General features: G+C 62.5%; 25 protein-coding genes. 14 read left to right on the top strand and 11 right to left on the bottom strand.

Annotation, left to right across the window (positions count from 1 at the left end; translation table 11 throughout):
• Positions 1-321 precede the first annotated feature (321 nt).
• The gene (znuA, locus tag BN1121_RS12595; protein ID WP_005348659.1) at positions 322-1,206 is read right to left on the bottom strand and encodes a zinc ABC transporter substrate-binding protein ZnuA; all 885 of its coding nucleotides are present in this window, start codon (positions 1,204-1,206) and stop codon (positions 322-324) included.
• 93 nt (positions 1,207-1,299) lie between these two features.
• Between znuA and znuC the strand changes: the two genes are divergently transcribed.
• A complete protein-coding gene (gene znuC, locus BN1121_RS12590; RefSeq protein ID WP_005348662.1) occupies positions 1,300-2,061 on the top strand; it encodes a zinc ABC transporter ATP-binding protein ZnuC in 762 nt (253 codons plus the stop codon).
• Positions 2,062-2,064: 3 nt separating this feature from the next.
• Entirely contained in the window at positions 2,065-2,844 is a 780-nt protein-coding gene (gene znuB, locus BN1121_RS12585) for a zinc ABC transporter permease subunit ZnuB (protein ID WP_005348664.1), read from the top strand.
• Here znuB and BN1121_RS12580 read toward each other — a convergent pair.
• Complete coding sequence (locus BN1121_RS12580; RefSeq protein ID WP_005348666.1) at positions 2,841-3,737, bottom strand: LysR family transcriptional regulator; 897 nt, start codon at positions 3,735-3,737, stop codon at positions 2,841-2,843. The two genes, znuB and BN1121_RS12580, sit on opposite strands and share 4 nt — an antisense overlap.
• A 90-nt stretch (positions 3,738-3,827) precedes the next feature.
• Between BN1121_RS12580 and BN1121_RS12575 the strand changes: the two genes are divergently transcribed.
• Positions 3,828-4,697, top strand: coding sequence for a DMT family transporter (locus BN1121_RS12575; RefSeq protein ID WP_005348667.1), 870 nt, complete (start codon positions 3,828-3,830; stop codon positions 4,695-4,697).
• Here the strand turns inward: BN1121_RS12575 and BN1121_RS12570 are convergent.
• Positions 4,679-5,263 (bottom strand): uracil-DNA glycosylase family protein, encoded by a 585-nt coding sequence (locus BN1121_RS12570; RefSeq protein ID WP_005348669.1) that lies wholly within the window; start codon positions 5,261-5,263, stop codon positions 4,679-4,681. The genes BN1121_RS12575 and BN1121_RS12570 overlap by 19 nt on opposite strands.
• A 94-nt stretch (positions 5,264-5,357) precedes the next feature.
• On the opposite strand from BN1121_RS12570, the gene rarD reads away from it, so the two are divergent.
• On the top strand, positions 5,358-6,248 hold the full coding sequence (gene rarD / locus BN1121_RS12565; protein ID WP_005348673.1) for an EamA family transporter RarD: 891 nt from the start codon (positions 5,358-5,360) through the stop codon (positions 6,246-6,248).
• Here rarD and BN1121_RS12560 read toward each other — a convergent pair.
• Entirely contained in the window at positions 6,242-6,970 is a 729-nt protein-coding gene (locus tag BN1121_RS12560) for a transporter substrate-binding domain-containing protein (protein ID WP_043157195.1), read from the bottom strand. The two genes, rarD and BN1121_RS12560, sit on opposite strands and share 7 nt — an antisense overlap.
• Before the next feature lie 84 nt (positions 6,971-7,054).
• Here BN1121_RS12560 and BN1121_RS12555 point away from each other — a divergent pair, with 84 nt between their 5' ends.
• Complete coding sequence (locus BN1121_RS12555) at positions 7,055-7,366, top strand: GIY-YIG nuclease family protein (RefSeq protein WP_005348677.1); 312 nt, start codon at positions 7,055-7,057, stop codon at positions 7,364-7,366.
• 84 nt (positions 7,367-7,450) lie between these two features.
• Here BN1121_RS12555 and hldE read toward each other — a convergent pair whose 3' ends face one another.
• Positions 7,451-8,878: a bifunctional D-glycero-beta-D-manno-heptose-7-phosphate kinase/D-glycero-beta-D-manno-heptose 1-phosphate adenylyltransferase HldE gene (gene hldE / locus BN1121_RS12550; protein ID WP_005348678.1), complete on the bottom strand. Its 1,428-nt coding sequence runs from the start codon at positions 8,876-8,878 to the stop codon at positions 7,451-7,453.
• 141 nt (positions 8,879-9,019) lie between these two features.
• Here hldE and lpxL point away from each other — a divergent pair, with 141 nt between their 5' ends.
• On the top strand, positions 9,020-9,940 hold the full coding sequence (gene lpxL / locus BN1121_RS12545; RefSeq protein WP_005348679.1) for an LpxL/LpxP family Kdo(2)-lipid IV(A) lauroyl/palmitoleoyl acyltransferase: 921 nt from the start codon (positions 9,020-9,022) through the stop codon (positions 9,938-9,940).
• A gap of 37 nt (positions 9,941-9,977) precedes the next feature.
• Here lpxL and BN1121_RS12540 read toward each other — a convergent pair whose 3' ends face one another.
• Positions 9,978-10,871, bottom strand: coding sequence for a CYTH domain-containing protein (locus BN1121_RS12540; protein ID WP_081606396.1), 894 nt, complete (start codon positions 10,869-10,871; stop codon positions 9,978-9,980).
• Between the two features lie 169 nt (positions 10,872-11,040).
• On the opposite strand from BN1121_RS12540, the gene BN1121_RS12535 reads away from it, so the two are divergent.
• Together BN1121_RS12535 and BN1121_RS12530 are read left to right on the top strand one after the other, a co-directional pair.
• A complete protein-coding gene (locus BN1121_RS12535) occupies positions 11,041-11,721 on the top strand; it encodes a TIGR00153 family protein (protein WP_005348682.1) in 681 nt (226 codons plus the stop codon).
• 21 nt (positions 11,722-11,742) lie between these two features.
• On the top strand, positions 11,743-13,008 hold the full coding sequence (locus BN1121_RS12530) for an inorganic phosphate transporter (protein WP_005348685.1): 1,266 nt from the start codon (positions 11,743-11,745) through the stop codon (positions 13,006-13,008).
• A gap of 58 nt (positions 13,009-13,066) precedes the next feature.
• Here the strand turns inward: BN1121_RS12530 and BN1121_RS12525 are convergent, their stop codons facing one another.
• Positions 13,067-14,305: a multifunctional CCA addition/repair protein gene (locus BN1121_RS12525; RefSeq protein ID WP_005348687.1), complete on the bottom strand. Its 1,239-nt coding sequence runs from the start codon at positions 14,303-14,305 to the stop codon at positions 13,067-13,069.
• A gap of 121 nt (positions 14,306-14,426) precedes the next feature.
• Between BN1121_RS12525 and BN1121_RS12520 the strand changes: the two genes are divergently transcribed.
• The 5 genes from BN1121_RS12520 to mltC are packed head-to-tail and all read left to right on the top strand — an operon-like array spanning position 14,427 to position 19,187.
• Positions 14,427-15,995 (top strand): ExeA family protein, encoded by a 1,569-nt coding sequence (locus BN1121_RS12520; RefSeq protein WP_005348689.1) that lies wholly within the window; start codon positions 14,427-14,429, stop codon positions 15,993-15,995.
• Positions 15,995-16,690, top strand: coding sequence for a type II secretion system assembly factor GspB (gene gspB / locus BN1121_RS12515; RefSeq protein WP_005348690.1), 696 nt, complete (start codon positions 15,995-15,997; stop codon positions 16,688-16,690). Before BN1121_RS12520 ends, gspB begins: the two co-directional genes overlap by 1 nt.
• A 54-nt stretch (positions 16,691-16,744) precedes the next feature.
• Positions 16,745-17,797: an A/G-specific adenine glycosylase gene (gene mutY, locus BN1121_RS12510; RefSeq protein ID WP_005348691.1), complete on the top strand. Its 1,053-nt coding sequence runs from the start codon at positions 16,745-16,747 to the stop codon at positions 17,795-17,797.
• A 9-nt stretch (positions 17,798-17,806) separates the two neighbouring features.
• Positions 17,807-18,079 carry an oxidative damage protection protein gene (locus BN1121_RS12505; protein WP_005348693.1) on the top strand — a complete coding sequence of 91 codons (273 nt, stop codon included), beginning with the start codon at positions 17,807-17,809 and terminating at the stop codon, positions 18,077-18,079.
• Between the two features lie 7 nt (positions 18,080-18,086).
• Complete coding sequence (mltC, locus tag BN1121_RS12500; protein ID WP_043597932.1) at positions 18,087-19,187, top strand: membrane-bound lytic murein transglycosylase MltC; 1,101 nt, start codon at positions 18,087-18,089, stop codon at positions 19,185-19,187.
• Between the two features lie 253 nt (positions 19,188-19,440).
• Here mltC and asnA read toward each other — a convergent pair whose 3' ends face one another.
• Complete coding sequence (gene asnA / locus BN1121_RS12495) at positions 19,441-20,433, bottom strand: aspartate--ammonia ligase (RefSeq protein WP_005354500.1); 993 nt, start codon at positions 20,431-20,433, stop codon at positions 19,441-19,443.
• A gap of 153 nt (positions 20,434-20,586) precedes the next feature.
• Here asnA and asnC point away from each other — a divergent pair, with 153 nt between their 5' ends.
• A complete protein-coding gene (asnC, locus tag BN1121_RS12490; RefSeq protein ID WP_005354498.1) occupies positions 20,587-21,048 on the top strand; it encodes a transcriptional regulator AsnC in 462 nt (153 codons plus the stop codon).
• Here the strand turns inward: asnC and BN1121_RS12485 are convergent, their stop codons facing one another.
• The 3 genes from BN1121_RS12485 to pntB form a co-directional block, all read right to left on the bottom strand.
• On the bottom strand, positions 21,049-21,813 hold the full coding sequence (locus BN1121_RS12485) for a substrate-binding periplasmic protein (protein ID WP_005354496.1): 765 nt from the start codon (positions 21,811-21,813) through the stop codon (positions 21,049-21,051). It lies immediately after the preceding gene.
• The gene (locus BN1121_RS12480; RefSeq protein ID WP_043157678.1) at positions 21,813-22,565 is read right to left on the bottom strand and encodes a substrate-binding periplasmic protein; all 753 of its coding nucleotides are present in this window, start codon (positions 22,563-22,565) and stop codon (positions 21,813-21,815) included. Before BN1121_RS12480 ends, BN1121_RS12485 begins: the two co-directional genes overlap by 1 nt.
• A 99-nt stretch (positions 22,566-22,664) precedes the next feature.
• Positions 22,665-24,149, bottom strand: a complete 1,485-nt coding sequence (gene pntB / locus BN1121_RS12475; protein WP_005354490.1) for a Re/Si-specific NAD(P)(+) transhydrogenase subunit beta — start codon at positions 24,147-24,149, stop codon at positions 22,665-22,667.
• Between the last annotated feature and the right edge of the window lie 4 nt (positions 24,150-24,153).

Below are 24,153 nucleotides of genomic sequence, written 5' to 3'. Positions count from 1 at the left end.
ATTGTTACCTTTAGCCGATCTGGCTTGCCTGAACGACTGAACTTTTTGTTTGGACCAAGGTTATCCGGGAGAGTTCAGCGAATAAGGCAAATTTGTAGCATTTTATGCATAAACTGCTGGATTGCGCAGAAAAGCAGGCAAATTTATACATTTTTTTTCATTTTTCTGCTCCCGCTCGAATTAAACGGGAGCAAAGAATAACAAGTTGTTACAAATTGGTAGCAGCTATAGACAACAAAAAGAAGCACTGTGTTGCTTATTTTTTTACTTCAGTCCTCTGTTTGATCGACTCATTGCGCCGTACCCCAGCAAGCAATGGGGTCATTGACAGGCAGAAAAGGCATTTGCCATGCCATCCATCCAGTACAGGTAAGCATCCGGCCCCACGGGGTAACTCCCCCCGGACTCGTCGAGCAGTAATACCCTGGCCCCGGTGTTGCGCACCACGGACTCAATCACATCGGGTCTGAACTGAGGCTCGGCAAAGACGCAGCGAGCCTGATGCTGCTCGAGGGCACGGCGAATGGTAACCAACGTCTTGGCGCCGGGACGCCGGTCCGGGCTCACGGTGAAGTGCCCTCTGGACTGCATGCCGTAATGGCGCTCCCAGTAACCATAAGCATCGTGGAACACGAAGTATCCCTTCTGCTGTACCGGTTTCATCTTCTCTCTGACCTGCGCATCCTTGGCGGCTAACGCCTGCTCGAAACGCACCAGATTACCCTGATAGCGAGCCGCGTTGGTCGGGTCGAGTTCACCGAGGCGAGCAGCAATCGCCCGGGCGATCGGCCCCGCCAGATCGGGTCCGAGCCAGATATGGGGATCGAGATTGCCGTGATGGTGATGGCCGTCGTGCTCGTCGTGATCATGCGCCTCACCCTCGGCATAACGATGTACCGGCAGGCCGGGCAGGGTCAGCAGCGTCAACACACTCTGTTGATCCGCCAGCGGCTTGACCAGGAAGCTCTCCAACTCGGGACCGACCCAGATGACCAGATCCGCCTCCTTGAGACGCCGCAGATCAGAGGGACGCAGGGCAAAGTCATGCGGTGAGGCACCGGTCGGCAGCAACACCTCTGGCTCGGCCACGTCACGCGTGATGGCTGCGGCGATAAAGGCGATGGGTTTGAGGGTGGCCAACACCTCAATGGCATTGGTGGGCAGGCTTGTCCCCAGCATCAGCAGGGTTAAAAAAAGGCGTCTCATGGGCTCTCGGCGGCTCGGCAGGCGTGGTAACATTGTCGTCATAAAATGTTATAGTATAACAATTCTTGCTGCAGTAAACCCCGGAGTTGCTTCATGAACCCATTGGTGGAGCTCAAGGATGTCTCTCTCGCGTTTGAGGGACGTACCGTGCTCGACAAGGTCTCCTTTTCCCTCGAGAAGGGGAAGATCACAACATTGGTTGGCCCTAACGGGGCCGGCAAGAGCACCCTCAGCAAACTGGTGTTGGGTCTGCTCACCCCGGGTAGCGGGAGCATAACGCGAGTGCCTCGTCTGCGTATCGGCTATGTACCGCAAAAGATCTATCTGGACCCCACCCTCCCCCTGACGGTCGAGCGTTTCCTCAATTTGGCACGGGGTGCACGCCGCTCTATTCCCGAGGTATTGGCCCGAGTCGGAGCCACGCACCTGCAAGGGGATCGTATGCAACAACTCTCCGGGGGGGAGCTGCAACGCGTCCTGTTGGCCCGGGCCCTGCGCGTAGAGCCTGAGCTGCTGGTGCTTGACGAGCCGGTGCAGGGGGTCGACGTCAGCGGCCAGGTCGAGCTCTATGCGCTCATCAGCGAGCTGGCTCGAGAGCTCGACTGCGCCGTCCTCATGGTCTCTCACGATCTGCATCTGGTGATGGCGAGCACCCACGAGGTGATCTGCCTCAATGGCCACGTCTGCTGCCACGGCGCACCGGAGAGTGTTGCCCGCCACCCCGAGTTCGCCCGGCTGTTCGGCCGTCCCGAACAGGAACAACTGGCGGTCTATACCCACCATCACCACTGTGACGGGGAGCATCATCACCATCACGACACACCCATTATCCGCATCCCCTCTCGCCAGGAGTAACCCTTGGACAGCTTCCTTCTCTACGCCCTGGCAGCCGGCCTCGGCATCGCCGCGCTGGCCGGCCCACTCGGCAGCTTCGTGGTCTGGCGCAAGATGGCCTATTTTGGCGATACCCTCTCCCATGCCTGCCTGTTTGGCATCGCGCTGGGCATCCTGTTGCAAGTGAACCTGACCCTGGCGGTCGTGGTCTGTTGCCTGGCCATGGCCCTGCTGCTCTTCATCATGAGCCGCAACCAGCTGGTCGCCACCGACACCCTGCTCGGCATTCTGGCCCACAGCGCCCTCTCTCTGGGACTGGTCACCCTCAGCTTCATGGACAGTGTCCGGGTGGATCTGATGGCTTATCTGTTCGGGGATCTGCTCTCGGTGCAACCCCAAGACCTACTCTGGATTTACGGTGGTGGCGCTCTGGTGCTGTTGGTCTTGTGGCGATGGTGGAATCCGCTGCTGGCCATGACGGTCTCGGAAGAGCTCGCCAGGGTCGAGGGGGTCAGGGTCGATCTGCTGCGCGCCCTCCTGATGCTACTCATTGGCCTGGTGATCGCGGTGGCGATGAAGTTTGTCGGCGCCCTCATCATCACCTCTCTGCTCATCATCCCGGCCGCTACGGCGCGCCGCTTCAGTCGCACGCCAGAGCAGATGGCCGCGCTGGCCTCCCTGATCGGTTGCCTGGCCGTGGTGGGGGGGCTGCTGCTCTCCTGGTTCAAGGACACTCCGGCCGGCCCCTCGGTGGTGGTGAGTGCCGCCCTGTTGTTTGTGGCGGCGCAGCTCAAGCGCAGCTAGTCCCGTGGACGCAGGCTTCCCTCGGTCTCCATCCAGAGCCATTGGCGCAGCCGGCTGATGGCCGGCTCGTGCAGGCGCGAGCGCTTGCAGACGAAGTAAAAGCTGTCTCCCGTCTCCAGGGGGTGGAGAGGGAGCCTGACCAGATTGGGCTCATCAGAGCGCAGCATGTAATCGTTGATGAGCGCCACCCCCTGATCCCAGTTGGCCGCCTCCAACGCCAACAAAATATGACTGAAGTGGTGCATGCGCGCCTCGGGGGGAATGGTTAGTCCACCGACCTCGGCCCAGCGCCGCCAATCTTCCCCCTTCTCCTTGTAGATGGCCTGAATCGAGAGCAGAGGCAACTGCCACAGAGAGGCGGGCCACTCCCCCTCTAGCTGCTGCCAGAGACGGCGGCTGCACACCGGCATCAGCCGCTCCCGATAGAGCAGATCGTGGCTATACCCGCGCGCCTGAGGCGATACAGTGATGAAGCAGTCGGCCACCCGATCCGAGAGCTGGGGATCTTCGGCCACCATCTCCAGATCCAGCTCCAGCTCAGGATGTTGCTGGCGCAGTCCGTTCAGACGTGGGATCAGCCACTTGACCGCAAACGAGCTATAGAGCGCCAGGCGAACCCGCATCTCACCACCGCCACGCAGTTGTTCGCTCGCCTGGGCGATCATCCCCAATCCTGCCGTGATCCCCTCCAGATAGCTCTCCCCTGCCGCCGTGAGAGAGACGCGCCGCCCCTGACGCAGCAGCAAGGCCTCCCCCAGATAGTCTTCCAGCAGACGAATCTGATGGCTGACGGCGCTCTGGCTGACCATCAGCTCGGCCGCGGCTCGCGAGAAACTCTGCAGTCTGGCCACCGCCTCGAAATAGTGCACGGCGCGCAGGGGGGGCAGTTTCATTATCTAAAAACCTCATGGGTCGTCATTTTTCATCATTTTACTAGATGGCATAGCCCTGGCTACCCTACCCCCAATGATCGTGGAGGTGGTATGAACGCAGTCGGGATCGGCATCCTCTATCTGGTGCTGGGAAACATAGTCGCAGTCTTCTCCGATGCCCTGGTCAAGGTGCTGGAGCCGGATCAACCCGTGTTCCAGTTTGTCTTCTTTCGCCAGGTGTCGGCCGCCATCATGCTGCTGCCGTTGCTGCTCTGGTCTCTGCGCCGCCATCCACCGGTGGCCTTGCGCTGGCATCTGCTGCGCTCCCATATCTGGGCCGTCGGCGTGGTGATGATGGTGGTCGCCCTGACCCGGCTGCCGCTCGCCACCGCCAACGCCCTCTTCTATGCCGCGCCGCTCTTGATGGTCCCGCTCGCGGTCTGGCTGGCGGGGGAGGCCCTGTCGCGCCAGAAGGTGGTGGCCGCCCTGCTCGGCTTTGCCGGCGTGCTCATCGTGTTGCGTCCGACCGAGATTAACTGGGCCGCCCTGGCGGCGCTCGGGGTCGCGCTGACCATGGCCGTGAATAACTTGCTGATCAAACGCCTGCCCCAGCAACAACCCGTGGTGCAGACCCTGTTTCTCACCAACGTGCTGAGCATGCCTCTGGTGCTTGGGCTGGTCTGGTGGGAGGGCGCCCCCTGGCAATGGCAGATGCTGTGGCCGGCGTTCGGCTCATCGGCCCTCATCGTCGTCTATGCGGGCCTGTGTGTATTGGCTTACCGCAAGGCAGAGGCCAGCAAGATTGCGGCGGCGGAGTACACTGGACTGCTGGCCGCCGTGGCCGTCGGCATCTGGCTCTTTAACGAGCAACCCGGTCTGCCCCTGCTGTTGGGGGGGCTCTGTATCGTGTTGCCCCTGGTGGCCATGGCCCGTGGAGGGCGCAAGGCGCCCGAGACTCAGCCTCAGGTGGCCAACAGCTGAGCGACACGCTGCCGCAGGAAGGGCACCACCTCGACCTCAAACCAGGGATTTTTCTTGAGCCAGAGAGTATTGCGCGGTGAGGGGTGAGGCAGGGGGACCAGGGTTGGCGCAAAGGCTCGCCAGTGAGTAACCGTCTCGGTCAGTGAGCCGCGAAAGCCCTTCCCCAGATAAAACTGTTGGGCATATTGCCCCACCAACAGGGTCAACTCTATGTTGGGCATCAGGGCTAACACCTGATGATGCCAGAGGGGGGCACACTCGGGACGCGGCGGCAGATCGCCGGAACGACCGCGCCCCGGGTAACAGAGCCCCATGGGCATGATGGCAATATGTGACTCGTCATAGAAGCGATCCTTGTCCAGGGCCAGCCAGTGACGCAGTCGCTCACCGGAGGCATCATCCCAAGGGATGCCGCTGGCATGCACCCGGGTACCCGGTGCCTGACCCACGATGAGCAGGCGTGACTGTTCGCTGCCACGGATGACAGGACGTGGACCCAAGGGAAGTTGTGCCTCACAGAGGCGACAGGCGCGGATACGCTCAAACAGACAGGGCAAGGTTTCCATTCGCCCATGCTAACCGATTTTTTCCTTCGTGACCGCTTGTCCACGAGGGGTGAGAGACCTAAACTGGGCCACAACCGTTTAATTTAATAGACACATGATGCCACTCATACTCGGACCAGGCGTGGTTGCCCTCTCCTTCGTCCTGTGGGGATTGCTGCCCCTCTACTATCAGTTCCTGCCCACCATCAACATGTGGGAGCTACTCTCGCACCGGGTGATCTGGTCCGTGGTCTTGCTGGCCCTGCTGATGCAGCTGACCGCACGCCCCATGCCCTGGGCCAGGCTGCGGGCAGAGCCGCGTCAACTGCTGCTGATCCTCTGTGCCGGCCCTGTGATGTCGATCAGCTGGAGCATGTTTACCTGGTGCCTCACCACGGGTCAGGTACTCGCCACCAGCCTCGCCTTCTTCATGACCCCCTTGTTTAACATAGTGCTGGCGGTGATCTTTCTGAAGGAGCGGCTCACGCCCCAGAAACATCTGGCCGTCGCCCTGGCGCTGGCCGGACTCGCCTATATGCTGTTCCAGTATGGGGAGCTGCCCTGGTTCTCCATCCTGATGGGGGGCAACTTCGCCGTCTATGGCCTCATCAAGAAGAAGATTCACTACCCGACCGATCAGAGTCTCTATCTTGAGGCTCTGGTGCAGCTACCACTGGCGCTCCTGTTCGTGCTCTGGTTGACCCTGTCAAGCCACCCCAGCCTCTTCATGGATGGCAGTTGGGGCGACAGGCTGATGCTGATCGGCAGCGCACCGGCAACCCTGATCCCGGTGGGGCTCTTCTGCTATGGCATGATCCGTACTCGCCTCAGCACAGTCGGCCTGCTCCAGTACATAGAGCCGAGCCTGGCCTTCCTGCTGGCCGTGTTCTGGTTTGGCGAGCGCCCCGACCCGGTCAAGGAGGTTGGCTTCATGTTCGTCTGGGCGGGCCTGCTGGTGAGTCTGTTACCCCTGCACCGCCTGCGTCGGCGCCAACCCGTTCAGTGACGGTAGCTATCGAGAACACGGTGCCAGGCGGGGTCCGTGTCCATGGCGTCTATGATGGGGATCAGGCGTCGCTGCAGTTCACCCAAGTTGGTTGAGAGCAGCAGGTGACGGGTGTAGCTGGAGTGGGGAAACGGAGAGACGTACAGCTTTCCCCGGTACTCGGCCCGGTCGATAAACCAGCCCAAAGCGGATCCCGGGATCAGAGTGGCGTCGATACGATGGCGCAGCAGCAGATCCAGATTGGTCTTGGCAAGCTTGGCATCCACCCGCTTCATCTCGCCGCGCGCCACCGCCTCATCCACCCCCACCAGGTGGTAACCTATGATGCCGCCGAAGGTCAGACCAAGCAGGCTGTCGAGTCCGCGATAGTCGACCGGGCGGTCGCGGCTCGACACCAGTTCATTGGTGTCACGCATCATGGGCAGACTCCAGAGGTAGCGCACCCGGGCCGGGTCATCGAACCAGGAGGGATTGACCCAGGCCACCACACCGCGAAAGTCCGGCTCTTTCATCTCGAGCTGCAGCCGGTAGCGATTGACCGTCCATACCTCGAAGACCCTCTCCCCTAACTTGGCGTTGAGGTAATCGGCAAGCTCCCACGTGAGCCCGCTCTGCGGGCCAGTCATGAAGGGGGGATGCTGGTGGTAGTTGTAGAGGCGCACCGGCTCGGCCCACCCGCAGGCGAGCCACAGCCACAAACAGAGCCACCATCCTTTCGCCATGCCACCCCCCTATTCACCGAAAAGCATGGCACAGATGCCGCCGCCCAGTTGTCAGGCGCGCCCCGGACCGCTAGGCTGCCGTCCATGAGCATCTGGCATCTTTACTTGGTTCGCACCCGACTGGGGCACCTCTACACAGGGATCAGTACCGATCCGGTCCGCCGCCTGGCCGAGCACCAGGCAGGGCGAGGCGCACGCAACCTGCGTGGCAAGGGCCCCCTCACCCTGGCCTGGCAGGCCGAGGTGGGCGACCATGGTCAGGCCCTTCGCCTCGAATACCGCCTCAAGCGCCAGACCCGCGCCACCAAGGAGCGCCTGGTTGCCACCCCGGACAGCTGGCCGGCCCTGCGCGCACGCCTGCTGCCCGGCCCCCTCTCTCAAGCACAGCGCGAATAACCGCGCCTGGCACGGCGTCGCCGTGCCCCAGGCCAATAAAAAAGACCGGCCCAAGGGCCGGTCTTTTCGGGGTCGCGCGCCGCGTCAGCCGCGCTCGCGAATAGTCTTGATGATGTCGGTGGTGGAGCAGCCATCCTCGAAGTTCAATACCTTCACCTCTCCGCCATTGGCCGTCACCTCGGCATAACCGGCGATCTCCTCGGGCTTGTAATCGCCGCCCTTGACCAGCAGGTCCGGCAGGATCTCACCGATGAGGCGCTGCGGGGTGTCTTCACCAAACGGCACCACCCAATCCACCGCACCCAGCGCTGCCAGCACAGCCATGCGACGCTCGGTCGGATTGACCGGACGGCCCGGCCCCTTGAGGCGGTGCACCGACTCGTCGGTGTTGACGGCCACGATCAGGCGATCGCCCAGCCTGCCCGCACTGGCGAGATAGGAGACATGGCCGGCGTGCAGGATATCGAAACAACCGTTGGTCATGACGATCTTCTCGCCACGGCTACGCGCGGCCGCCACGGCCACCTTGAGTTGCTCCTCGGAGAGCACGCCGAACCCGGTCTCATGCTCGTTGTAGAGGGCATTGGCCAACTCGACCGGGCTGACGGTGGAGGTACCCAGCTTGCCGACCACGATGCCGGCGGCGGTGTTGGCCAGGGCACATGCCTCCTCCAGCGAGGTGCCGGCCGCCAGGGCGGTGGCCAGGGTCGAGATGACGGTATCACCGGCACCGGTCACGTCATACACCTCATGGGCCTGAGCCGGCATATGCAGCTCGCTCTGACCGGCACGGATCAGGGTCATGCCATTCTCGGATCGGGTCACCAGCAGGGCTTGCAGCTCGAAACGGCGGACCAGCTCGAGACCACGCTCGACCAGCTCTTCCTCGTTCTTCACCTTGCCCACCACGGCCTCGAACTCGGACATGTTGGGGGTCAGCAAGGTGGCACCGCGATACTTCTCAAAATCGGTCCCCTTGGGGTCGACCAAGACGGGAATGCCGGCGGCGCGGGCACGGTGGATCATGCCGGGCACATCGTTGAGCGCACCCTTGGCATAATCGGAGAGGATCATCACATCGCTCTGGGGCAGAGCGGCCTCGATCTTCGCCATCAGCAGGCCGGCATCGACCGAGTGAAAGGCCTCTTCGAAGTCCAGACGCAGCAGCTGCTGGTTGCGAGAGAGGACGCGCAGTTTGGTGATGGTGGGGTAATCGGTCAGGCGCACGAAATCGCAGGCGACCTTGACGCCCGCCATCTTGCCTTCCAGGGCATCGGCCGCCTCATCCTGCCCGGTCAGGCCAAGCAGGGTGGCATGGGCGCCCAGCGCCGCGGCGTTGAGCGCCACGTTGGCGGCGCCCCCCGGGCGCTCCTCGATGTGCTCCACCTTGACCACGGGGACCGGTGCCTCGGGCGAGATGCGGCTGCTCGGACCATGCCAATAGCGATCCAGCATGACATCGCCAACGACCAGGACACGAGCCTTCTTGAAATCGGGCAGGGTGATCTTCATCTGATGAGCTCTCGGAACAAAAAAACTGGGCGGGATTCTAGCATGCCTCCCCCATCAGGGCAGCTTTCCCGTGACATATCCTCCCCCTGTGCGGCACTTTTCGGCTAGAATCCGCCCTCTGAATCCCCACAAGGAGCCCCCATGTCCGCCGAACGTCTTCCCCGTCTGGAGCCTCGACTGTTCCACCCTCGCTACTGGCTGCACTGGTTCGGGCTGTCGCTGCTCTGGCTGCTGGTGCTGCTGCCCTGGCGTTGGCAGATGCGGCTCGGTCGTGGGCTCGGCCGTCTGGCCATGAAGCTGATCAAATCCAGGGTCAAGGTGGCCCGTCGCTCCATCGAGCTGGCCTTCCCCGAGCTCTCGCTACAGGAGCGGGAATCGCTGCTGACCCGTAATTTCGAGAGTGTCGGCTGTGCCATCTTCGAGGTGGGCATGGCCTGGTTCTGGCCAGACTGGCGTATGCGCAGCCTGATGCGGGTCGAGGGGGAAGAGCACCTCATCGCGGCGCTGGAGCGGGGACAGGGGATCTTGCTGCTCTCTTGTCACTTCCTGACCCTCGAACTCAACGCCCGCTGCTTCGGCCTGCTGCGCCCCGGTGTTGGCGTCTATCGCCCCAACACCAATCCGGTGCTGGAGTTCGCCCAGTACCACGGGCGCTGCAAGTCCAACAAGTATCTGGTCGATCGCATCAATGTGAAGGGGATGATCAAGGCACTGCGCAATGGCGACGCCCTCTGGTACGCACCGGATCACGACTATGGCAGCCACGCCAGCGTCTTTGTCCCCTTCTTCGGCGTCGCGCAGGCCGCCACCATCACAGGCACGGCAACTCTGGCCCGGGTCAAAAACACGGTGACCCTGCCCTGCTACAACATCCGTGACGAGCAAGGCTATGTGCTGCACATCGGCGCCCCCCTCGAGGGTTATCCCAGCGGCGACGACATGGCCGATGCGGCCCGCACCAATCAGGTGGTCGAGGCCGCGGTACGCCGCGCCCCCGAGCAGTACATGTGGCTACATCGCCGCTTCAAGACGGTGCCGGAAGGCATGCCCCCGCGCTACTGATGAAAAGCCCCTCGACGAGGGGCTTTTTTGTGACGATTCAGGCACCGTGCAGCTGGCGAGTCAGCCGCAGCAGGAAGAGGGCATAGTCGCTTCGGTAGAGCGACGCCTCATCGGGCGATCTCTCCCAGTGCTGGAGCCAGCTCGCCAGAGGCGCCTGCCAACGACTCCCCTCGCCCATCGGCAGCAACCGGCGCGCATCCTCGCTCATGCGCTCTGCGGCCCCGCTCAGGCCAGCCAGCCAGCAGGACTCGTGGTACTGCAGATCGTCGATGAGGGCGTTCAGGTCGTCTGCGACCGGATGGCTGGCCCGCAGTGCCCAGGGTGCGGCCTGCCCCGCCAGTCGATAACCCCGCTGCGCCTTGGAGAGGGAACCGGGGCGCAATCCCCCCAGCGCCGCCAGACGCTCGGCGAGATCGAACAGGGCCGAGGCGGGGCCAGACTTGAGTTCAAGCTCCAGCTCGTCGATGGGTTCGCGACCGAGGCGACCGACTATCTCCCCCTCATCCCGGGCCAGCTCGATGGCCACACCGGGAGTCTCAAATTGCAGCGCCTCACGCCGAAAATCGGTACGAAAAAGTGGCTGCAAGTTCGGCTGGAGACGAGTAACCGTCTCCCCATCTGGCCAAATTTCGTCAGGAAAACGGGAGAGATCCGGTACCTCTCCCTCGATAGGGGTGTTGTACTCGGGTCGGGCATGGAGTCCACCCACCACCTGACCCCGGCACTTGATGGTCTGCTCTGCCTCCTCGCCCCAGCGACGGATCCTCAGCCCCATGTCCAGGTGGCGCAACGCCAGATCCGGGGTATCGAAATAGCGGTTCCCCAACTCGCAACAAGTGCGCGCCACTATCGGTAACGTCGGCAAAAAATCGGCTAACATTTCTGAACCGACCCGGTTCAAACAGAATTTAATTTCAATCTCTTGGCTCATCTAGGCTTCCGGGCAGACAGCAGGCGGGTTTGCGGGGGGATGGGGATAGCGAATGGGATACACAAGAGAACTCGCGTCCAATTGCCGGTTTTATTGCCCTCCCAGTTCGGTTACCATGCGCCCCTCACAACAGCGTATCGCGTGTTTTTTCACCGACACAGGTTTGGCTATGCCAGTAAATACTATCTTGGGACTTTTTGCCAAGTCCCCCATCAAACCGCTGCAGAAGCATATTGCCAAAGTGCATACCTGCTGCGAGCAGCTTATTCCCTTCTTCGACGCCGTTGCCGACGGTCACTGGGACCAGGCCGAACAGGTTCGTGCCCAGATCTCCCAGCTCGAGAAAGAAGCCGATGTGCTCAAGCGCGAGATCCGTCTCAAGCTGCCACGCGGTCTCTTCATGCCTGTCGCGCGCACCGATCTGCTGGAGTTGCTGACCCAGCAGGACAAGATCGCCAACCGCGCCAAGGACATCTCGGGCCGCATGCTGGGCCGTCATATGGAGTTTCCCGTCGAGATGCGGGCCGACTTCATGGCCTATCTCAAGCGCTGCATCGATGCCACGGCACAGGCCAAGAAAGCCATCGAAGAGCTCGACGATCTCCTCGAGACTGGCTTCAAGGGCCGCGAGGTTGAGCTGGTTGCAGAGATGATCCATCAACTGGATCTGATCGAGGACGACACGGATGTTATGCAGATTGGGCTGCGCCAGAAGCTCCAGGCAGTGGAGCAGCAGTACAACCCGATCGATATGATGTTCCTGTACAAGATCCTTGAATGGGTAGGAGATCTGGCAGACCAGGCCGAACGCGTTGGCGAGCGCCTGGAACTGATGCTGGCTCGTTCTTAATCCACAGACTGGTAGACATTGATGGATATTATTGCGAACTATGGCACCACCCTGGTGCTCATTGCGGCCGTGTTCGGCTTCATGATGGCGTGGGGGATCGGTGCCAACGACGTGGCCAACGCCATGGGAACCTCGGTCGGGACCAAATCCCTGACCATCCGCCAGGCCATCATCATCGCCATGATTTTCGAGTTCGCCGGCGCCTATCTGGCGGGCGGCGAAGTGACGGCGACCATCCGTAACGGCATCATAGATCCGGCAGCTTTCGCCGATACGCCCGATCTGCTGGTGCTCGGCATGATCGCCTCCCTGCTGGCGGCCGGTGCCTGGTTGATCCTGGCCTCCTACTTCGGCTGGCCTGTCTCTACCACTCACTCCATCGTCGGCGCCATCGTCGGCTTCGGCGTGGTGAGCATTGGCCCTGAGTCTGTACAATGGGACAAGTTTGGTGGCATCGTCGGCTCCTGGGTGATCACCCCGGCCCTCTCCGGCCTCATCGCCTACTTCATGTTCATCAGCGTGCAGAAGCTGATCTTCAACACCGACAACCCGCTCGCCAACGCCAAGCGCTACGTCCCCTTCTACATGTTCCTCACCTCTCTGGTGATCTGCCTGGTGACCATCAAGAAGGGACTCTCCCACGTCGGTCTGCACCTGACCGACAACGAAGGGATCCTGCTCTCGGTCATTATCTCGCTGCTGGTTGCTCTGGCAGGCTGGTTCTATATCCGCGGCCAGAAGTACAACCCGCAGGATGACAGCAAGATGCACTACGCCAACGTGGAGAAGGTGTTCGGCATCCTGATGATCATCACCGCCTGCGCCATGGCCTTTGCTCACGGCTCCAACGATGTGGCCAATGCCATCGGCCCTCTCTCCGCGGTGACCTCTATCGTCGCCTCCGGTGGCGAGATCGCCGGCAATGCCCATATCGCCTGGTGGATCCTGCCGCTCGGCGGTATCGGTATCGTGATCGGTCTGGCCACCATGGGCGAGAAGGTGATGGCGACCGTCGGTACCGGCATCACCCACCTGACCCCGAGCCGTGGCTTCGCCGCCCAGCTGGCCACCGCCGCGACCGTGGTGATCGCCTCCGGGACCGGTCTGCCCATCTCCACCACCCAGACGCTGGTGGGTGCCGTGATGGGGGTGGGTCTGGCCCGTGGCATCGCCGCCCTGAACCTGGGCGTGCTGCGCAACATAGTGGTCTCCTGGATCATCACCCTGCCGGCGGGCGCCATCCTCTCCATCATCATCTTCTATATCCTGAAGGCCTGCTTCTCCTGATGTGGTCGATTGAAAAAGCCCGGGCACTTGCCCGGGCTTTTTATTTCCGCTAACCCAATCAGGGGAGCTCGAAGGTCCACTCGTCCTTGATGCGGCCGATGGCATCCAGCCGCCGTTTGGCGAGCTGTTCGCGGATCGCCTCACCCTGGTAGCCGGCGGCGACTATCTCCTTCACCGGTACCGCGGCGGCGGCGTTGAGTGCCTCGGCCACATAGTCGGGCTGGCTGTAGACCCTCTCCTCGAATCCGGTGCGGCCGAAGAAGTCTGCGCGGCAGGCATCGAGCAACTGAGCGAAGCGCTCCGGACGGCGCCAGGCGTCCGCCTTGTCGAAGACCTTGAGCAGGGTCGCTGGCTTGAGATCGAAGGCGATGTGGATGTGGGTGTGCAGATCGCTCACCAGCAGTGCCAGGTCGCGGCAATCATTCGGGACCCGCAGCCGTTCACACAGGGCCCGGATCAGCGGCAATCCCTTCTGCCCGTGACCGTGGTGGCTCGGCCAGAAGGCCGGCGGGGTGAGCCCCTTGCCGAGATCGTGGCAGAGGGCGGCGAACCGTACCGGGAGCGCCGGTGAGAGGCGGCACGCCTGATCGAGTACCAGCATGGTGTGCAGGCCTGTGTCCACCTCGGGGTGCCATTTGACTGGCGCCGGCACCCCGTACAGGGCCTCCAGTTCGGGTAGCAACACCTTGAGGGCGCCGCACTCGCGCAGCACCTCGAAGAAGACCCGGGGAGCCGGCCCCAGCAGCACCCGCTCCATCTCCTTCCAGACCCGCTCGGGAGTAAGATGGGCCAGCTCACCTGCCTCCGTCATCTGGCGCATCAGGGCCAGGGTCTCGGGGGCTATGGTGAAGCCCTGGGCGTGGAAGCGGGCGGCGAAGCGGGCCACCCGCAGCACCCGCAAGGGATCCTCGCTAAAGGCCGGCGAGACGTGGCGCAGCACCCGGTCGGCCAGATCGCGCTGACCGCCATAGGGATCCACCAGGGCGCCATCGTCATCCTCGGCGATGGCATTGATGGTGAGATCCCGGCGCAGCAGGTCTTGCTCCAGGGTCACGTCGGGGGCGGCATGGCAGACAAACCCGGTGTAGCCGTGACCCTGCTTGCGCTCGGTGCGGGCCAGGGCGTACTCCTCCTGGGTGCGGGGGTGGAGGAAGACGGGAAAGTCACGCCCCACCTGCTGATAGCCCAGATCCAGCATCTGCTGCACCGTGGCGCCCACCACCACATGATCCCGATCCCCCTGGGGCAACCCCAGCAAACGGTCACGTACCGCACCACCGACCAGATAGACTCGCAACTTCTTCTCCTTCTGCGTTAACGGGGGGATTATACCCCCTCCGTCACTCCCCTTCGATGCGGCTTTGACATCCCACGGCCCCCCCCTGTACCCTGCCGTCCATGACAATGGAATGAACCCTATGTACACACAGTTTTTCGGGCTTGCGGAGGCACCGTTCTCCATCTCCCCCAACCCCAAGTATCTCTACATGAGCGAGCGCCATGGGGAGGCCCTCGCACACCTGGTCTACGGCCTGCAGGATGGGGGTGGCTTCGTGCTGCTCACCGGCGAGGTCGGCACCGGCAAGACCACAGTCTCCCGCTGCCTGCTACAGCAGTTGCCGGAGGGGACCGAGATCGCCTATATCCTCAACCCCTCCCTGACCGAGCGGGATCTGCTGGCGGCGATCTGCGACGAGTACCGCCTGCCCTACGCCCCCGACGCCGGCCTCAAGATCCTGTTCGATCTCATCCGCGACCATCTGCTGGCCAACCTGGCGGCAGGCCGGCGCAGCGTGGTGCTGATCGACGAGGCCCAGCATCTGCTGCCTGAGGTGCTCGAGCAGCTGCGTCTGCTGACCAACCTCGAGACAGACGAGAAGAAGCTGCTGCAGGTGGTGCTGATAGGCCAACCCGAACTGCAACAGATGTTACGCCAGCCCCTGCTGCGCCAGCTGGCCCAGCGCATCACGGCGCGCTACCACCTGCTGCCCCTGACCCGCAACGATGTGGACGCTTACATCCGGTTCCGTCTGCAGATCGCCGGTTGCCTGCAACCCATCTTCAGCGCCAAGGCGATCACGACGCTGCATCGCCTCTCCGGCGGCATCCCGCGCCTTATCAACCTCATCTGCGATCGCGCCATGCTGGTCGCCTATGGCCGCGGCGATCACCAGATCAACGGGCGCGATATCGCCCAGGCCGCCTTTGAAGTCACGGGTCAGCGCGACGATGCGAGCTGGGTCAGCACGCTGGCGGTCACGCTCGGCGGTGCACTGATGGTGGCCGCCGGCTGGTTTGGCTGGCAACAGTTTGGTGTGATGCCGGTGCGCCCCGTGGTCAAGGTGGAGGTACCAGTCACTCAGGATGAGACCCCGGAGCAGCAGGCGCAGCTGGAGGAGGCGATCTCCCAGGCCTACGATCCGGCCATTGCCCTGCAAAATCTCTATCGGGTCTGGGGCTTCGAACCCGAACTGGAAGAGGCCACCTGTGACGATGCTCCGCGCGCCGGCTTGCGCTGCCTGAACGGGGCTGGCAGCCTCGAGGAGCTTGAGAAGATGCAGCACCCGGCCCAGGTGAGCCTCAAGGACGAACACGGTAACGGCTACTATGCGACCCTGGTATCGCTCGGCGCCAAGCAGGCACACCTGCTGATCGGCGAGCAGAGCTGGGATGTGGAGCGCGACTGGCTGACCCAGCACTGGGGGAGTGACTACACCCTGCTGTGGCGCCTGCCCAAGGATGGCAGCACCATCATAGGCAACGGAGCCGGCAAGGCTCAGGCCCAGTGGCTCGAGAACGCCGTGAGCAAGGCACTCAAACAGGCACCGCGCAAGGTGAGCCGTTTCGATGCCGAGCTCAAGCGCAAAGTCGAACAGTTCCAGAAGTCGGCGGGGCTCAATGTGGATGGCGTGGCTGGCGGCAACACCCTGCTGCGTCTCAACGTCATCGCCGGCGACCCCATGCCCAAGCTGGAGGAGGCCTCCTGATGTCTACCCTGCTCAATGCCCTGCGCCGGGCCGACGCGCCGGCCGGCACGCCCCATATCCCCTCCATGGGGTTGGCCGCACGTCCCGAGCCCACCACACCGCGCTGGATCTGGCCCCTGCTGGCGCTACTGGCCTTAGTGCTGGGTGCCGGAGCCAACTACGGCTGGCACAGGCTCAACACCAAGCCTGTCGAACAGAAGGTGGAGGTGACGCACAAGGTGATCCCGCCCTTCGTGCGGGTGGAGCCGCGCGAGCTCACCACTGAGCCCCTGCCCCCGCCCTTACCCCAACCGGAACCCAAGCCGGCCGCCCCTCAGCAGAGCCCGGTGCCGACCCTGCCAGGCTTCGATTTAAGCGGTGTCTCCCCCGAGCTGGCGCGCCGTTTTGCCCAGGCGGTGGGTAGCGAGCAACCTCTGGCGCAGGCACCGGCCCCTGCGCCGATCGAGGACAGCGTACCGCCGCTCTCGAGCCTGCCTTACGAGCTGCTGCAACAGGTGCCGCGCTTTACCTACGGCGCCCATCTCTACTCCTCCAACCCCGCCAAGCGCAGCGTCATCCTCAATGGCCGTGAGCTGAGCGTTGGTAAGGAGCTGGCCCCGGGCGTTACCGTGAGTGCCATTGAGCAGGAGCGCCTGATCCTCACGGTGGGCGGCCAGCAGGGTAGCATCGAGAAGTTGCAGAACTGGAATGGCTGACCCCTGCGGGAGCCAACTAGGCTCCCGCTTAGTTTTCAACTGACGAGAATCGACGTGAACCAAGCGACCTTCGCCAACCGGGTGCTGGAGTGGTATGAACACTCGGGACGCAAGACCCTTCCCTGGCAACAGCAGAAGACCCCCTACCGGGTCTGGATCTCCGAGATCATGCTGCAACAGACCCAAGTAGCCACCGTCATCCCCTACTACCAGCGCTTCATGGCCCGCTTCCCCGACGTGATCGCCCTGGCCGATGCGCCCGTGGATGAGGTGCTGCATCACTGGACCGGGCTCGGCTACTACGCGCGCGCCCGCAACCTGCACCAGGCGGCCCAGCGGATCCGTGACGAGCACGGCGGCCTCTTTCCCGAGCGAATCGAAGAGGTGACCGCCCTGCCCGGCATTGGTCGCTCCACCGCCGGCGCCATCCTCTCCTTCTCCCTCGGCCAGCCCCACGCCATTCTAGACGGCAACGTGAAGCGGGTACTCACTCGCTGGCTGGCCCAGCCCGGTTGGCCGGGGCAGAAGGCGGTGGAGAACCAGCTGTGGGAGCTCGCCATCCGCCTGACCCCGCGTCAGGGGGTACAAGAGTACAACCAGGCCATGATGGATATCGGCGCCACCGTCTGCACCCGCAGCAAACCCAAGTGCGAACTCTGCCCGGTGCAGGCGGATTGCCAGGGGCGCCTGGAGGGCACACCGACCCGCTACCCCGAAGGTAAACCGAAGAAGAGCACACCGGTCAGAAGCGGCCTATTTCTGATGCTCAAGCAGGGGGAGAGGGTATTGTTGGAGAAGCGCCCGCCGCAGGGGATCTGGGGTGGTCTCTACTGCTTCCCCCAGTTCGACACCGAGGCTCAGCTGAAGGCCCGACTGCGCGAGCTGGGGCAAGACCCCGACCGAGTGCAGGAGCAAGCAGGCTTTCGCCACACCTTCAGCCACTTCCACCTGGACATTCGCCCCTTCCTGCTGGAGGTCGAGACGCACCAGCCCCCGGCCCTCATGGAAGGGGATACCACTCTCTGGTATAACTTACGCCAACCCGAAGAGGTGGGACTGGCAGCCGCCACCCAGCGTCTGCTCGCCTATCCGGAACTCGCATCATAGAGGTCAATCATGAGCCGTACCGTTTTTTGTCAGCGCCTGCAGAAGGAGGCCCCGGGCCTCGATTTCCAGCTCTACCCGGGCGAACTCGGCAAGCGCATCTTTAACAACATCAGCAAAGAGGCCTGGGCCGAGTGGCAGAAGAAACAGGTGATGCTGATCAACGAGAAGAAGCTCAACATGATGAATCTCGAGCACCGCCAGCTGCTCGAGCAGGAGATGGTGCAATACCTCTTCGAGGGTGCCGAGGTGCAGATCGACGGCTATACCCCCCCCAGCCAGTGAGCCCATCATGAGTCGCCTCTTCTGGCCCCTGGCCGGTCTGCTGTTGCTGGCCGGCTGCTCCTCTGCACCCAAGCCCGCCCCACAGGATGAGGATCTGGTCAACGGCAAGGATGTGCGCGGCTTCGAGCACATGATCAGCGCCCTCTCCCACAACGTGAACGAGATGTGGGGGCGTGAGGCCCTGTTCGCCGGGCGCTTCGACTACGTCAAATACACAGACCAGTACAAGAGCCGGGCCCACATCGACTTCAATGGCGGCCTGATCCAGGTGGAGACCGTCTCGACGATCGACCCCAAGGTGCATCTGCGCCGCGCCATCATAGAGACCCTGCTCACCCCGGATGATCCGGCCGAAGTGGATCTCTACTCGGATCGGGAGATCATGCCCGGCACCGACCCTTTCCTCTATGGCCAGGTGCTCGACAACCAGCGTCAGCCGATCCGCTTCGCCTGGCGTGCCGAGCGCTACGCAGACCATCTGCTCGCCACCGCCCTCAAGCAGCGTACCCTGGGGATCCGCACCATCTACTATGTGGACATCCCCATGGAGGCGAATCACACGGATCAACGAGGCTATAAGTATGCCGGGCTAATCCGCCAGGCCTCGCGCAAGTACGGTGTTCCCGAGAGCCTCATCTACGCCGTGATCAAGACAGAGAGCAGCTTCAACCCCTATGCGGTGAGCAGCTCCAACGCCTACGGCCTGATGCAGGTGATCCCGGCCACCGCCGGGCGGGATGTCTACGTGCGGGTGAAGGGCAAGTACGGTCAGCCGACCCGGGAAGACCTGTTCAACCCGGCCTACAACATCGACATCGGCACCGCCTACCTGCACCTGCTACAGAGCGTCTATCTGGCGGATATTCAGGATCCCCAGTCACGCCGCTACTCGGTCATCTCTGCCTATAACGGTGGGGCAGGCAACGTGCTGCGCACCTTTGCCGACGATCGCAACGCGGCACCGGGTGTCATCAACCGGCTCTCGCCTCAGGAGGTCTATCAGGTCCTCACCGAGCAGCACCCGCTGGCCGAGTCGCGCCGTTATCTCTACAAGGTCCATCAGGCCGAGCGTAACTTCAAGGTCTCCCGGTTACGCACACCCGGTTGATCCAAGGCGCCCTGCGGGGCGCCTCGTTTTTATCGGCAAAAAAAAACGGCAATCCGAAGATTGCCGGGAGGAATGTATTCAGTGCGACCTGACGTGGGTTGAGCGGGTCGCAGGGGCAAGCCCCGGTTGCGCAGAGAGGCGGGATGGCCGCTCTGCTTACAGTCTGCCGGGATGCGCTCTCTCACCCCGGATGACCACACACTGGATGAACCGTGCCCCGCATGAGCGCGGCACCGGGTTCGGCTGACATCCCTTACAGCATGCCGGGGACGCTGGCCTTCATCTCGGCCGACCAGACGCCGACCTGTACCTGACCGATATGCTCTTTTTGCAGCAGCAACATGGCCAGACGCGATTGACCGATACCGCCGCCTATGGTCTGGGGCATGCGGCCGGCCAGCAGATCCTGGTGCCAGTCGTAGGCTAGGCGATCCTCGTCGCCTGTGATGGCGAGCTGGCGCCGCAGGGCGTCGGCGTCCACCCGGATCCCCATGGAGGAGATTTCGAAGCTGTCTTCGAGCACCGGGTTCCACACCAGGATGTCGCCGTTCAGACCCGCTAGCCCCAGCTCACTCTCTGAACTCCAGTCGTCGTAGTCCGGGGCCCGCACGTCGTGGCGCTCACCGTGGGCAAGGGCGCCGCCGATGCCGATCAGGAAGACGGCACCCAGCTCCTTGGCGATGGCGCGCTCACGTCCCTTGGCGTCGAGGTCCGGGTAACGGCTCAGCAGCTCTTCGCTGTGCACAAACTGAATCGCCTCCGGCAGGAAGGGGGTCAACGCGTGCTCGGCGCAGACGGTGCGCTCGGTGGCCTTGATGGCGCCCCAGATGGCCTGCACCGTCTCTTTCAGGTAGGCCAGATCCCGGCGATCCTGCGGCATTACCCGCTCCCAATCCCACTGATCGACGTAAACAGAGTGGATCGGGGAGAGGCGGTCCTCGTCCGGACGCAGGGCCTTCATGTGGGTGTAGAGCCCCTCGCCCGGCTCGAAGCCGAAGCGGCCAAGGGTATGGCGCTTCCACTTGGCGAGCGAGTGGACCACCTCGTAGCTGTCTCCGGGTAGTGTCTTCACCTTCACCTGCACCGCCTGTTCGCTGCCGGAGAGATTATCCTGGGTGCCGTCACCGACCCGGCTCAGGATGGGGGCTTGTACCTCCATCAGACCGAGTTGCTGGGCGAGCTGGCGGGAGAAGATCTCCTTGACCAGAGTGATCTGCTGTTGGCTGCGAATGTAGTGCTGTTTCATGGCGAATCCCTGTTTCAAACTGCGTTGTTGTGAGGATTCTTCAACACAACGGCCATTAAATTCAATATTCGATAATACAAATACGCTTTACGCCTTTTTTCATTCAATATAACCTCACCTTTAATCTCGAATCGTTAAAGGTCGTTCAAAAAAGTGGCGGAAAATTATCGGATCGACAATCTGGATCAGGGCATCCTGGAAGCCCTGATGGAAAACGCGCGCATTCCCTACGCCGAGCTGGCCAAGCGCTTCGCGGTGAGCCCGGGCACTATCCACGTGCGGGTCGAGAAGATGAAGCAGGCGGGGATTATCGAGGGGACGCGGGTGCAGGTGAACGCCAAGAAGCTCGGCTACGACGTCTGCTGCTTCATCGGCATCAATCTCAAGAGCGCGAAAGACTACCCTTCGGCGCTGGCCAAGCTGCAGGCGCTGGACGAGGTGGTGGAGGCCTACTACACCACGGGTCACTACAGCATCTTCATGAAGGTGATGACCCGCTCCATCGACGAGTTGCAGACCGTGCTCATCAACAAGATCCAGACCATCGACGAGATCCAGTCCACCGAAACCCTGATCTCGCTGCAAAATCCCATCTTGCGCGACGTGCGCCCCTGATCAGGGCTCCACGTAGGGAATGCCGTACTTCTCGTAGAGGGCCCTGAGCCGGCCGTCTCGCTTCATACGCAGCAGCTCGGCGTCGTAGGCCTGCATCAGGGCGGGAGTCTGGTCATCGGCGCGCGCCTTGCACCAGACGTTGAAGTAGGGGCTCGACTTGAAGGGGTGTGGCAGGTAGTCCACCTTGCCTTCCATGCCTTCTGCCTGGATCTGGGCGAAAGCGGTCACCAGCGGCATGGGCACCACATCGATGCGCTTCATCACCAACTTGCGCAGCTGCAGATCGTTCATGGTCACCATCTGCACCCGCCAGGCGGGATCCCCCTCGATGGCGTTGATCTCAGGGGTGTAGGCAAAGTCCTTGGTGAGCCCGATGCGCCACGGCTTGAGATCGCTCAGTCGATCGAAGCGGATACGCCCCAGATCCTCCTTGCGCACGAAGAAGTGCCAGCTGTGACGCAGGTGAGACTGCTGGGGATAGATGAGATAGCGTTCCCGCTCTGGCTTGTAGGAGTGGGTGAAGACCATGTCGTAGACGCCGCTCTCGGCGTTGCGGGTCAGGCGCGCACCCGAGTCGGTCAGCTCGACCCGAAACGGCTGCTTCATGGCCCCGAAGATGGCGGTGAGGATGTCGATCTCAAGCCCGGCGGGCCGCCCCTCTTCGTCCAGATACTTGAGCGGAGCCTCCAGGGTCCCTCCAACCACCAGGGGCTTGGCGTACAACCAGGGGGCAAGCAGCAATAAAAACAGCAACCAGAGATGCATCAAGGCTTCAATCCATAGCGGGCCAGCAGCTGGCGGTACTCATCGGTCTGCTTGAAGCGTTTCAGCTCCTGAGAGAACCGCTCGGCCAGGCGGGCATGGCCGGGCTTATGAGTAAACCCGAGGAAGTTGCGATTGTCGGTGGTGATGGTGCGGGGGCTATGAGTAATGACGTTGCCCAGCTCAAGGTTTCTCAGCCAGTAAGTCCCCACCCACTCATTGAGCACCACGCCATCAAGCCGCCCTTCACTCAGCAACTGTAACTGCTTGGGCACATTCTTCTCACCGGTCATGGGCACCCGCTCGAAACCGGTGGCCGACAAAAACTCGTGACCATAGGCGTAGTCCGCCTGTACGCCGATCCGCTTCCCCGCCAGCGAGGCGGGTCCTTGATAGTCGACGAAGGCGTCCCGGCGGGAGAAGAGCACCTCACCGCTGCGAGAGAGTGGCTCGGAGGGGTAGTGGATCCAGCGCTCGCGCTCCTTCTGATAGAAGATATCGACCACGGCGTCGCCCTTGGCCAATCTGGCTTCGAGCAACACCCGTTTCCAGGGCAGCTGACGCACTTCGACCTGATAGCCCATGCGCTTTAACACGACGCGAGCCAGCTCCAGATCAGCCCCCTCGCCTTCCCGATCCCGCTCTACCATCACGTAGGGAGGCCAGGGCTCGGTCAACAGGACAAGAGGTCGCTCGTTTGCCCAAGCCCCCCACATCAACCAAAACCCCAGCAGCCCCAACAATCCTCTTCCCATACTCCATCCCTGGCAGGCGATACTCACTTCAGACTATCTCAAATCACTTCATAAACAAAAGGAGGCCCATGGCCTCCTTGATGTTATTCAGGCGCCCGATCACAGGGCCTTGAGGATCGCCTCGACACTGGCCTTGGCATCGCCAAACAGCATCTGGGTGTTTTCCTTGAAGAAGAGCGGGTTCTGCACGCCGGCGTAGCCGGTGTTCATGGAGCGCTTGAAGCCGATGACGGTCTGCGCCTTCCACACTTCCAGCACCGGCATGCCGGCGATGGGGCTACCCGGATCTTCCATGGCGGCCGGGTTGACGGTGTCGTTGGCACCGATCACCAGCACCACGTCGGTATCGGCGAAGTCTTCGTTGATCTCGTCCATCTCCAGCACGATATCGTACGGCACCTTGGCTTCCGCCAGCAGCACGTTCATGTGGCCCGGCAGACGACCGGCCACCGGGTGGATACCGAAGCGCACCTTGATGCCGCGATCGCGCAGCTTCTGGGTGATCTCGGCCACCGGGTACTGGGCCTGCGCCACCGCCATGCCGTAGCCCGGGGTGATGATGACAGAGCCTGCGCCCTTGAGCAGTTCGGCGACCTCTTCGGCGTTGGTCTCGCGATACTCACCCATCTCCTGGTCGCCGCTGGAGGCAACCCCGTCGGAGCCGAAGCCACCGGCGATCACGGAGATGAAGGAGCGGTTCATCGCCTTGCACATGATGTAAGACAGGATGGCACCGGAAGAGCCCACCAGGGCACCGGTCACGATCAGCAGGTCGTTGGAGAGCATGAAGCCCGCCGCCGCCGCCGCCCAACCGGAGTAGGAGTTGAGCATGGAGACCACCACCGGCATGTCGGCGCCGCCTATGCTGGCCACCAGGTGCCAACCGAAGGCGAACGCGATCAGGGTCATGATCAGCAGGGCAGTGGTGGAGCCGCCGACCTTGACGAAGTAGACCATCAGGGCCAGGGAGACCAACACGGCCAGCAGATTCAGCTTGTGACGGTGCGGCAGCATCAGCGGCTTGGAGGAGATGAGGCCACGCAGCTTGCCAAACGCCACCACGGAGCCGGTGAAGGTCACGGCACCGATGAAGACGCCGAGGAACACTTCCACCAGGTGGATGTTGAGCATGGCGCCAGTCAGGTGCTCGGCCTGGGCGGCCTGGGCAGCCTGCTCGAAGGCGGTGCGGGCGGCGGCCAGGGTGGCATCCAGGTTGGAGCCGACGCTCACCACCACCTCGGCCGGGGCGGCCGGGTGCAGATCGATGAAGCTGTTAAAGCCCACCAGCACGGCGGCCATACCGACGAAGCTGTGCAGCACGGCCACCAACTCGGGCATCTCGGTCATCTCGACCTTGAGGGCCAGACGCACGCCGATGGCGCCGCCGATCACCATGGCCAGGATGATCCAGTGCACACCACTGGTCTCCGGGTTGAACACGGTGGCGAGCAGGGCGATAGCCATACCGGCGATACCGAACAGGTTGCCATGCTTGGCCGTCTCTTGCTTCGACAGTCCCGCGAGACTGAGGATGAAGAGCACGGCGGCAACGATATAGGATGCTGTTACCAATCCTTGAGACACGTTA

Origin of the sequence: Aeromonas diversa CDC 2478-85 (genome assembly GCF_000819805.1) — a bacterium.
GTDB classification, from domain to species: Bacteria; Pseudomonadota; Gammaproteobacteria; order Enterobacterales; family Aeromonadaceae; genus Aeromonas; species Aeromonas diversa.
This window is presented reverse-complemented; position numbering and strand designations above follow the sequence as displayed.

Bases quoted from the DNA above. Each gene is read 5' to 3' on its own strand.
- mltC (WP_043597932.1), top strand. From the start codon at position 18,087: ATGAGTCGCCTCTTCTGGCCCCTGGCCGGTCTGCTGTTGCTGGCCGGC.
- BN1121_RS12505 (WP_005348693.1), top strand. From the start codon at position 17,807: ATGAGCCGTACCGTTTTTTGTCAGCGCCTGCAGAAGGAGGCCCCGGGC.
- rarD (WP_005348673.1), top strand. From the start codon at position 5,358: ATGATGCCACTCATACTCGGACCAGGCGTGGTTGCCCTCTCCTTCGTC.
- BN1121_RS12540 (WP_081606396.1), bottom strand. From the start codon at position 10,871: ATGAGCCAAGAGATTGAAATTAAATTCTGTTTGAACCGGGTCGGTTCA.
- BN1121_RS12535 (WP_005348682.1), top strand. From the start codon at position 11,041: ATGCCAGTAAATACTATCTTGGGACTTTTTGCCAAGTCCCCCATCAAA.
- BN1121_RS12570 (WP_005348669.1), bottom strand. From the start codon at position 5,263: ATGGAAACCTTGCCCTGTCTGTTTGAGCGTATCCGCGCCTGTCGCCTC.
- BN1121_RS12480 (WP_043157678.1), bottom strand. From the start codon at position 22,565: ATGGGAAGAGGATTGTTGGGGCTGCTGGGGTTTTGGTTGATGTGGGGG.
- BN1121_RS12530 (WP_005348685.1), top strand. From the start codon at position 11,743: ATGGATATTATTGCGAACTATGGCACCACCCTGGTGCTCATTGCGGCC.
- gspB (WP_005348690.1), top strand. From the start codon at position 15,995: ATGTCTACCCTGCTCAATGCCCTGCGCCGGGCCGACGCGCCGGCCGGC.
- lpxL (WP_005348679.1), top strand. From the start codon at position 9,020: ATGTCCGCCGAACGTCTTCCCCGTCTGGAGCCTCGACTGTTCCACCCT.
- znuA (WP_005348659.1), bottom strand. From the start codon at position 1,206: ATGAGACGCCTTTTTTTAACCCTGCTGATGCTGGGGACAAGCCTGCCC.
- hldE (WP_005348678.1), bottom strand. From the start codon at position 8,878: ATGAAGATCACCCTGCCCGATTTCAAGAAGGCTCGTGTCCTGGTCGTT.
- BN1121_RS12575 (WP_005348667.1), top strand. From the start codon at position 3,828: ATGAACGCAGTCGGGATCGGCATCCTCTATCTGGTGCTGGGAAACATA.
- asnA (WP_005354500.1), bottom strand. From the start codon at position 20,433: ATGAAACAGCACTACATTCGCAGCCAACAGCAGATCACTCTGGTCAAG.
- BN1121_RS12580 (WP_005348666.1), bottom strand. From the start codon at position 3,737: ATGAAACTGCCCCCCCTGCGCGCCGTGCACTATTTCGAGGCGGTGGCC.
- BN1121_RS12560 (WP_043157195.1), bottom strand. From the start codon at position 6,970: ATGGCGAAAGGATGGTGGCTCTGTTTGTGGCTGTGGCTCGCCTGCGGG.
- BN1121_RS12485 (WP_005354496.1), bottom strand. From the start codon at position 21,813: ATGCATCTCTGGTTGCTGTTTTTATTGCTGCTTGCCCCCTGGTTGTAC.
- BN1121_RS12520 (WP_005348689.1), top strand. From the start codon at position 14,427: ATGTACACACAGTTTTTCGGGCTTGCGGAGGCACCGTTCTCCATCTCC.
- BN1121_RS12555 (WP_005348677.1), top strand. From the start codon at position 7,055: ATGAGCATCTGGCATCTTTACTTGGTTCGCACCCGACTGGGGCACCTC.
- znuC (WP_005348662.1), top strand. From the start codon at position 1,300: ATGAACCCATTGGTGGAGCTCAAGGATGTCTCTCTCGCGTTTGAGGGA.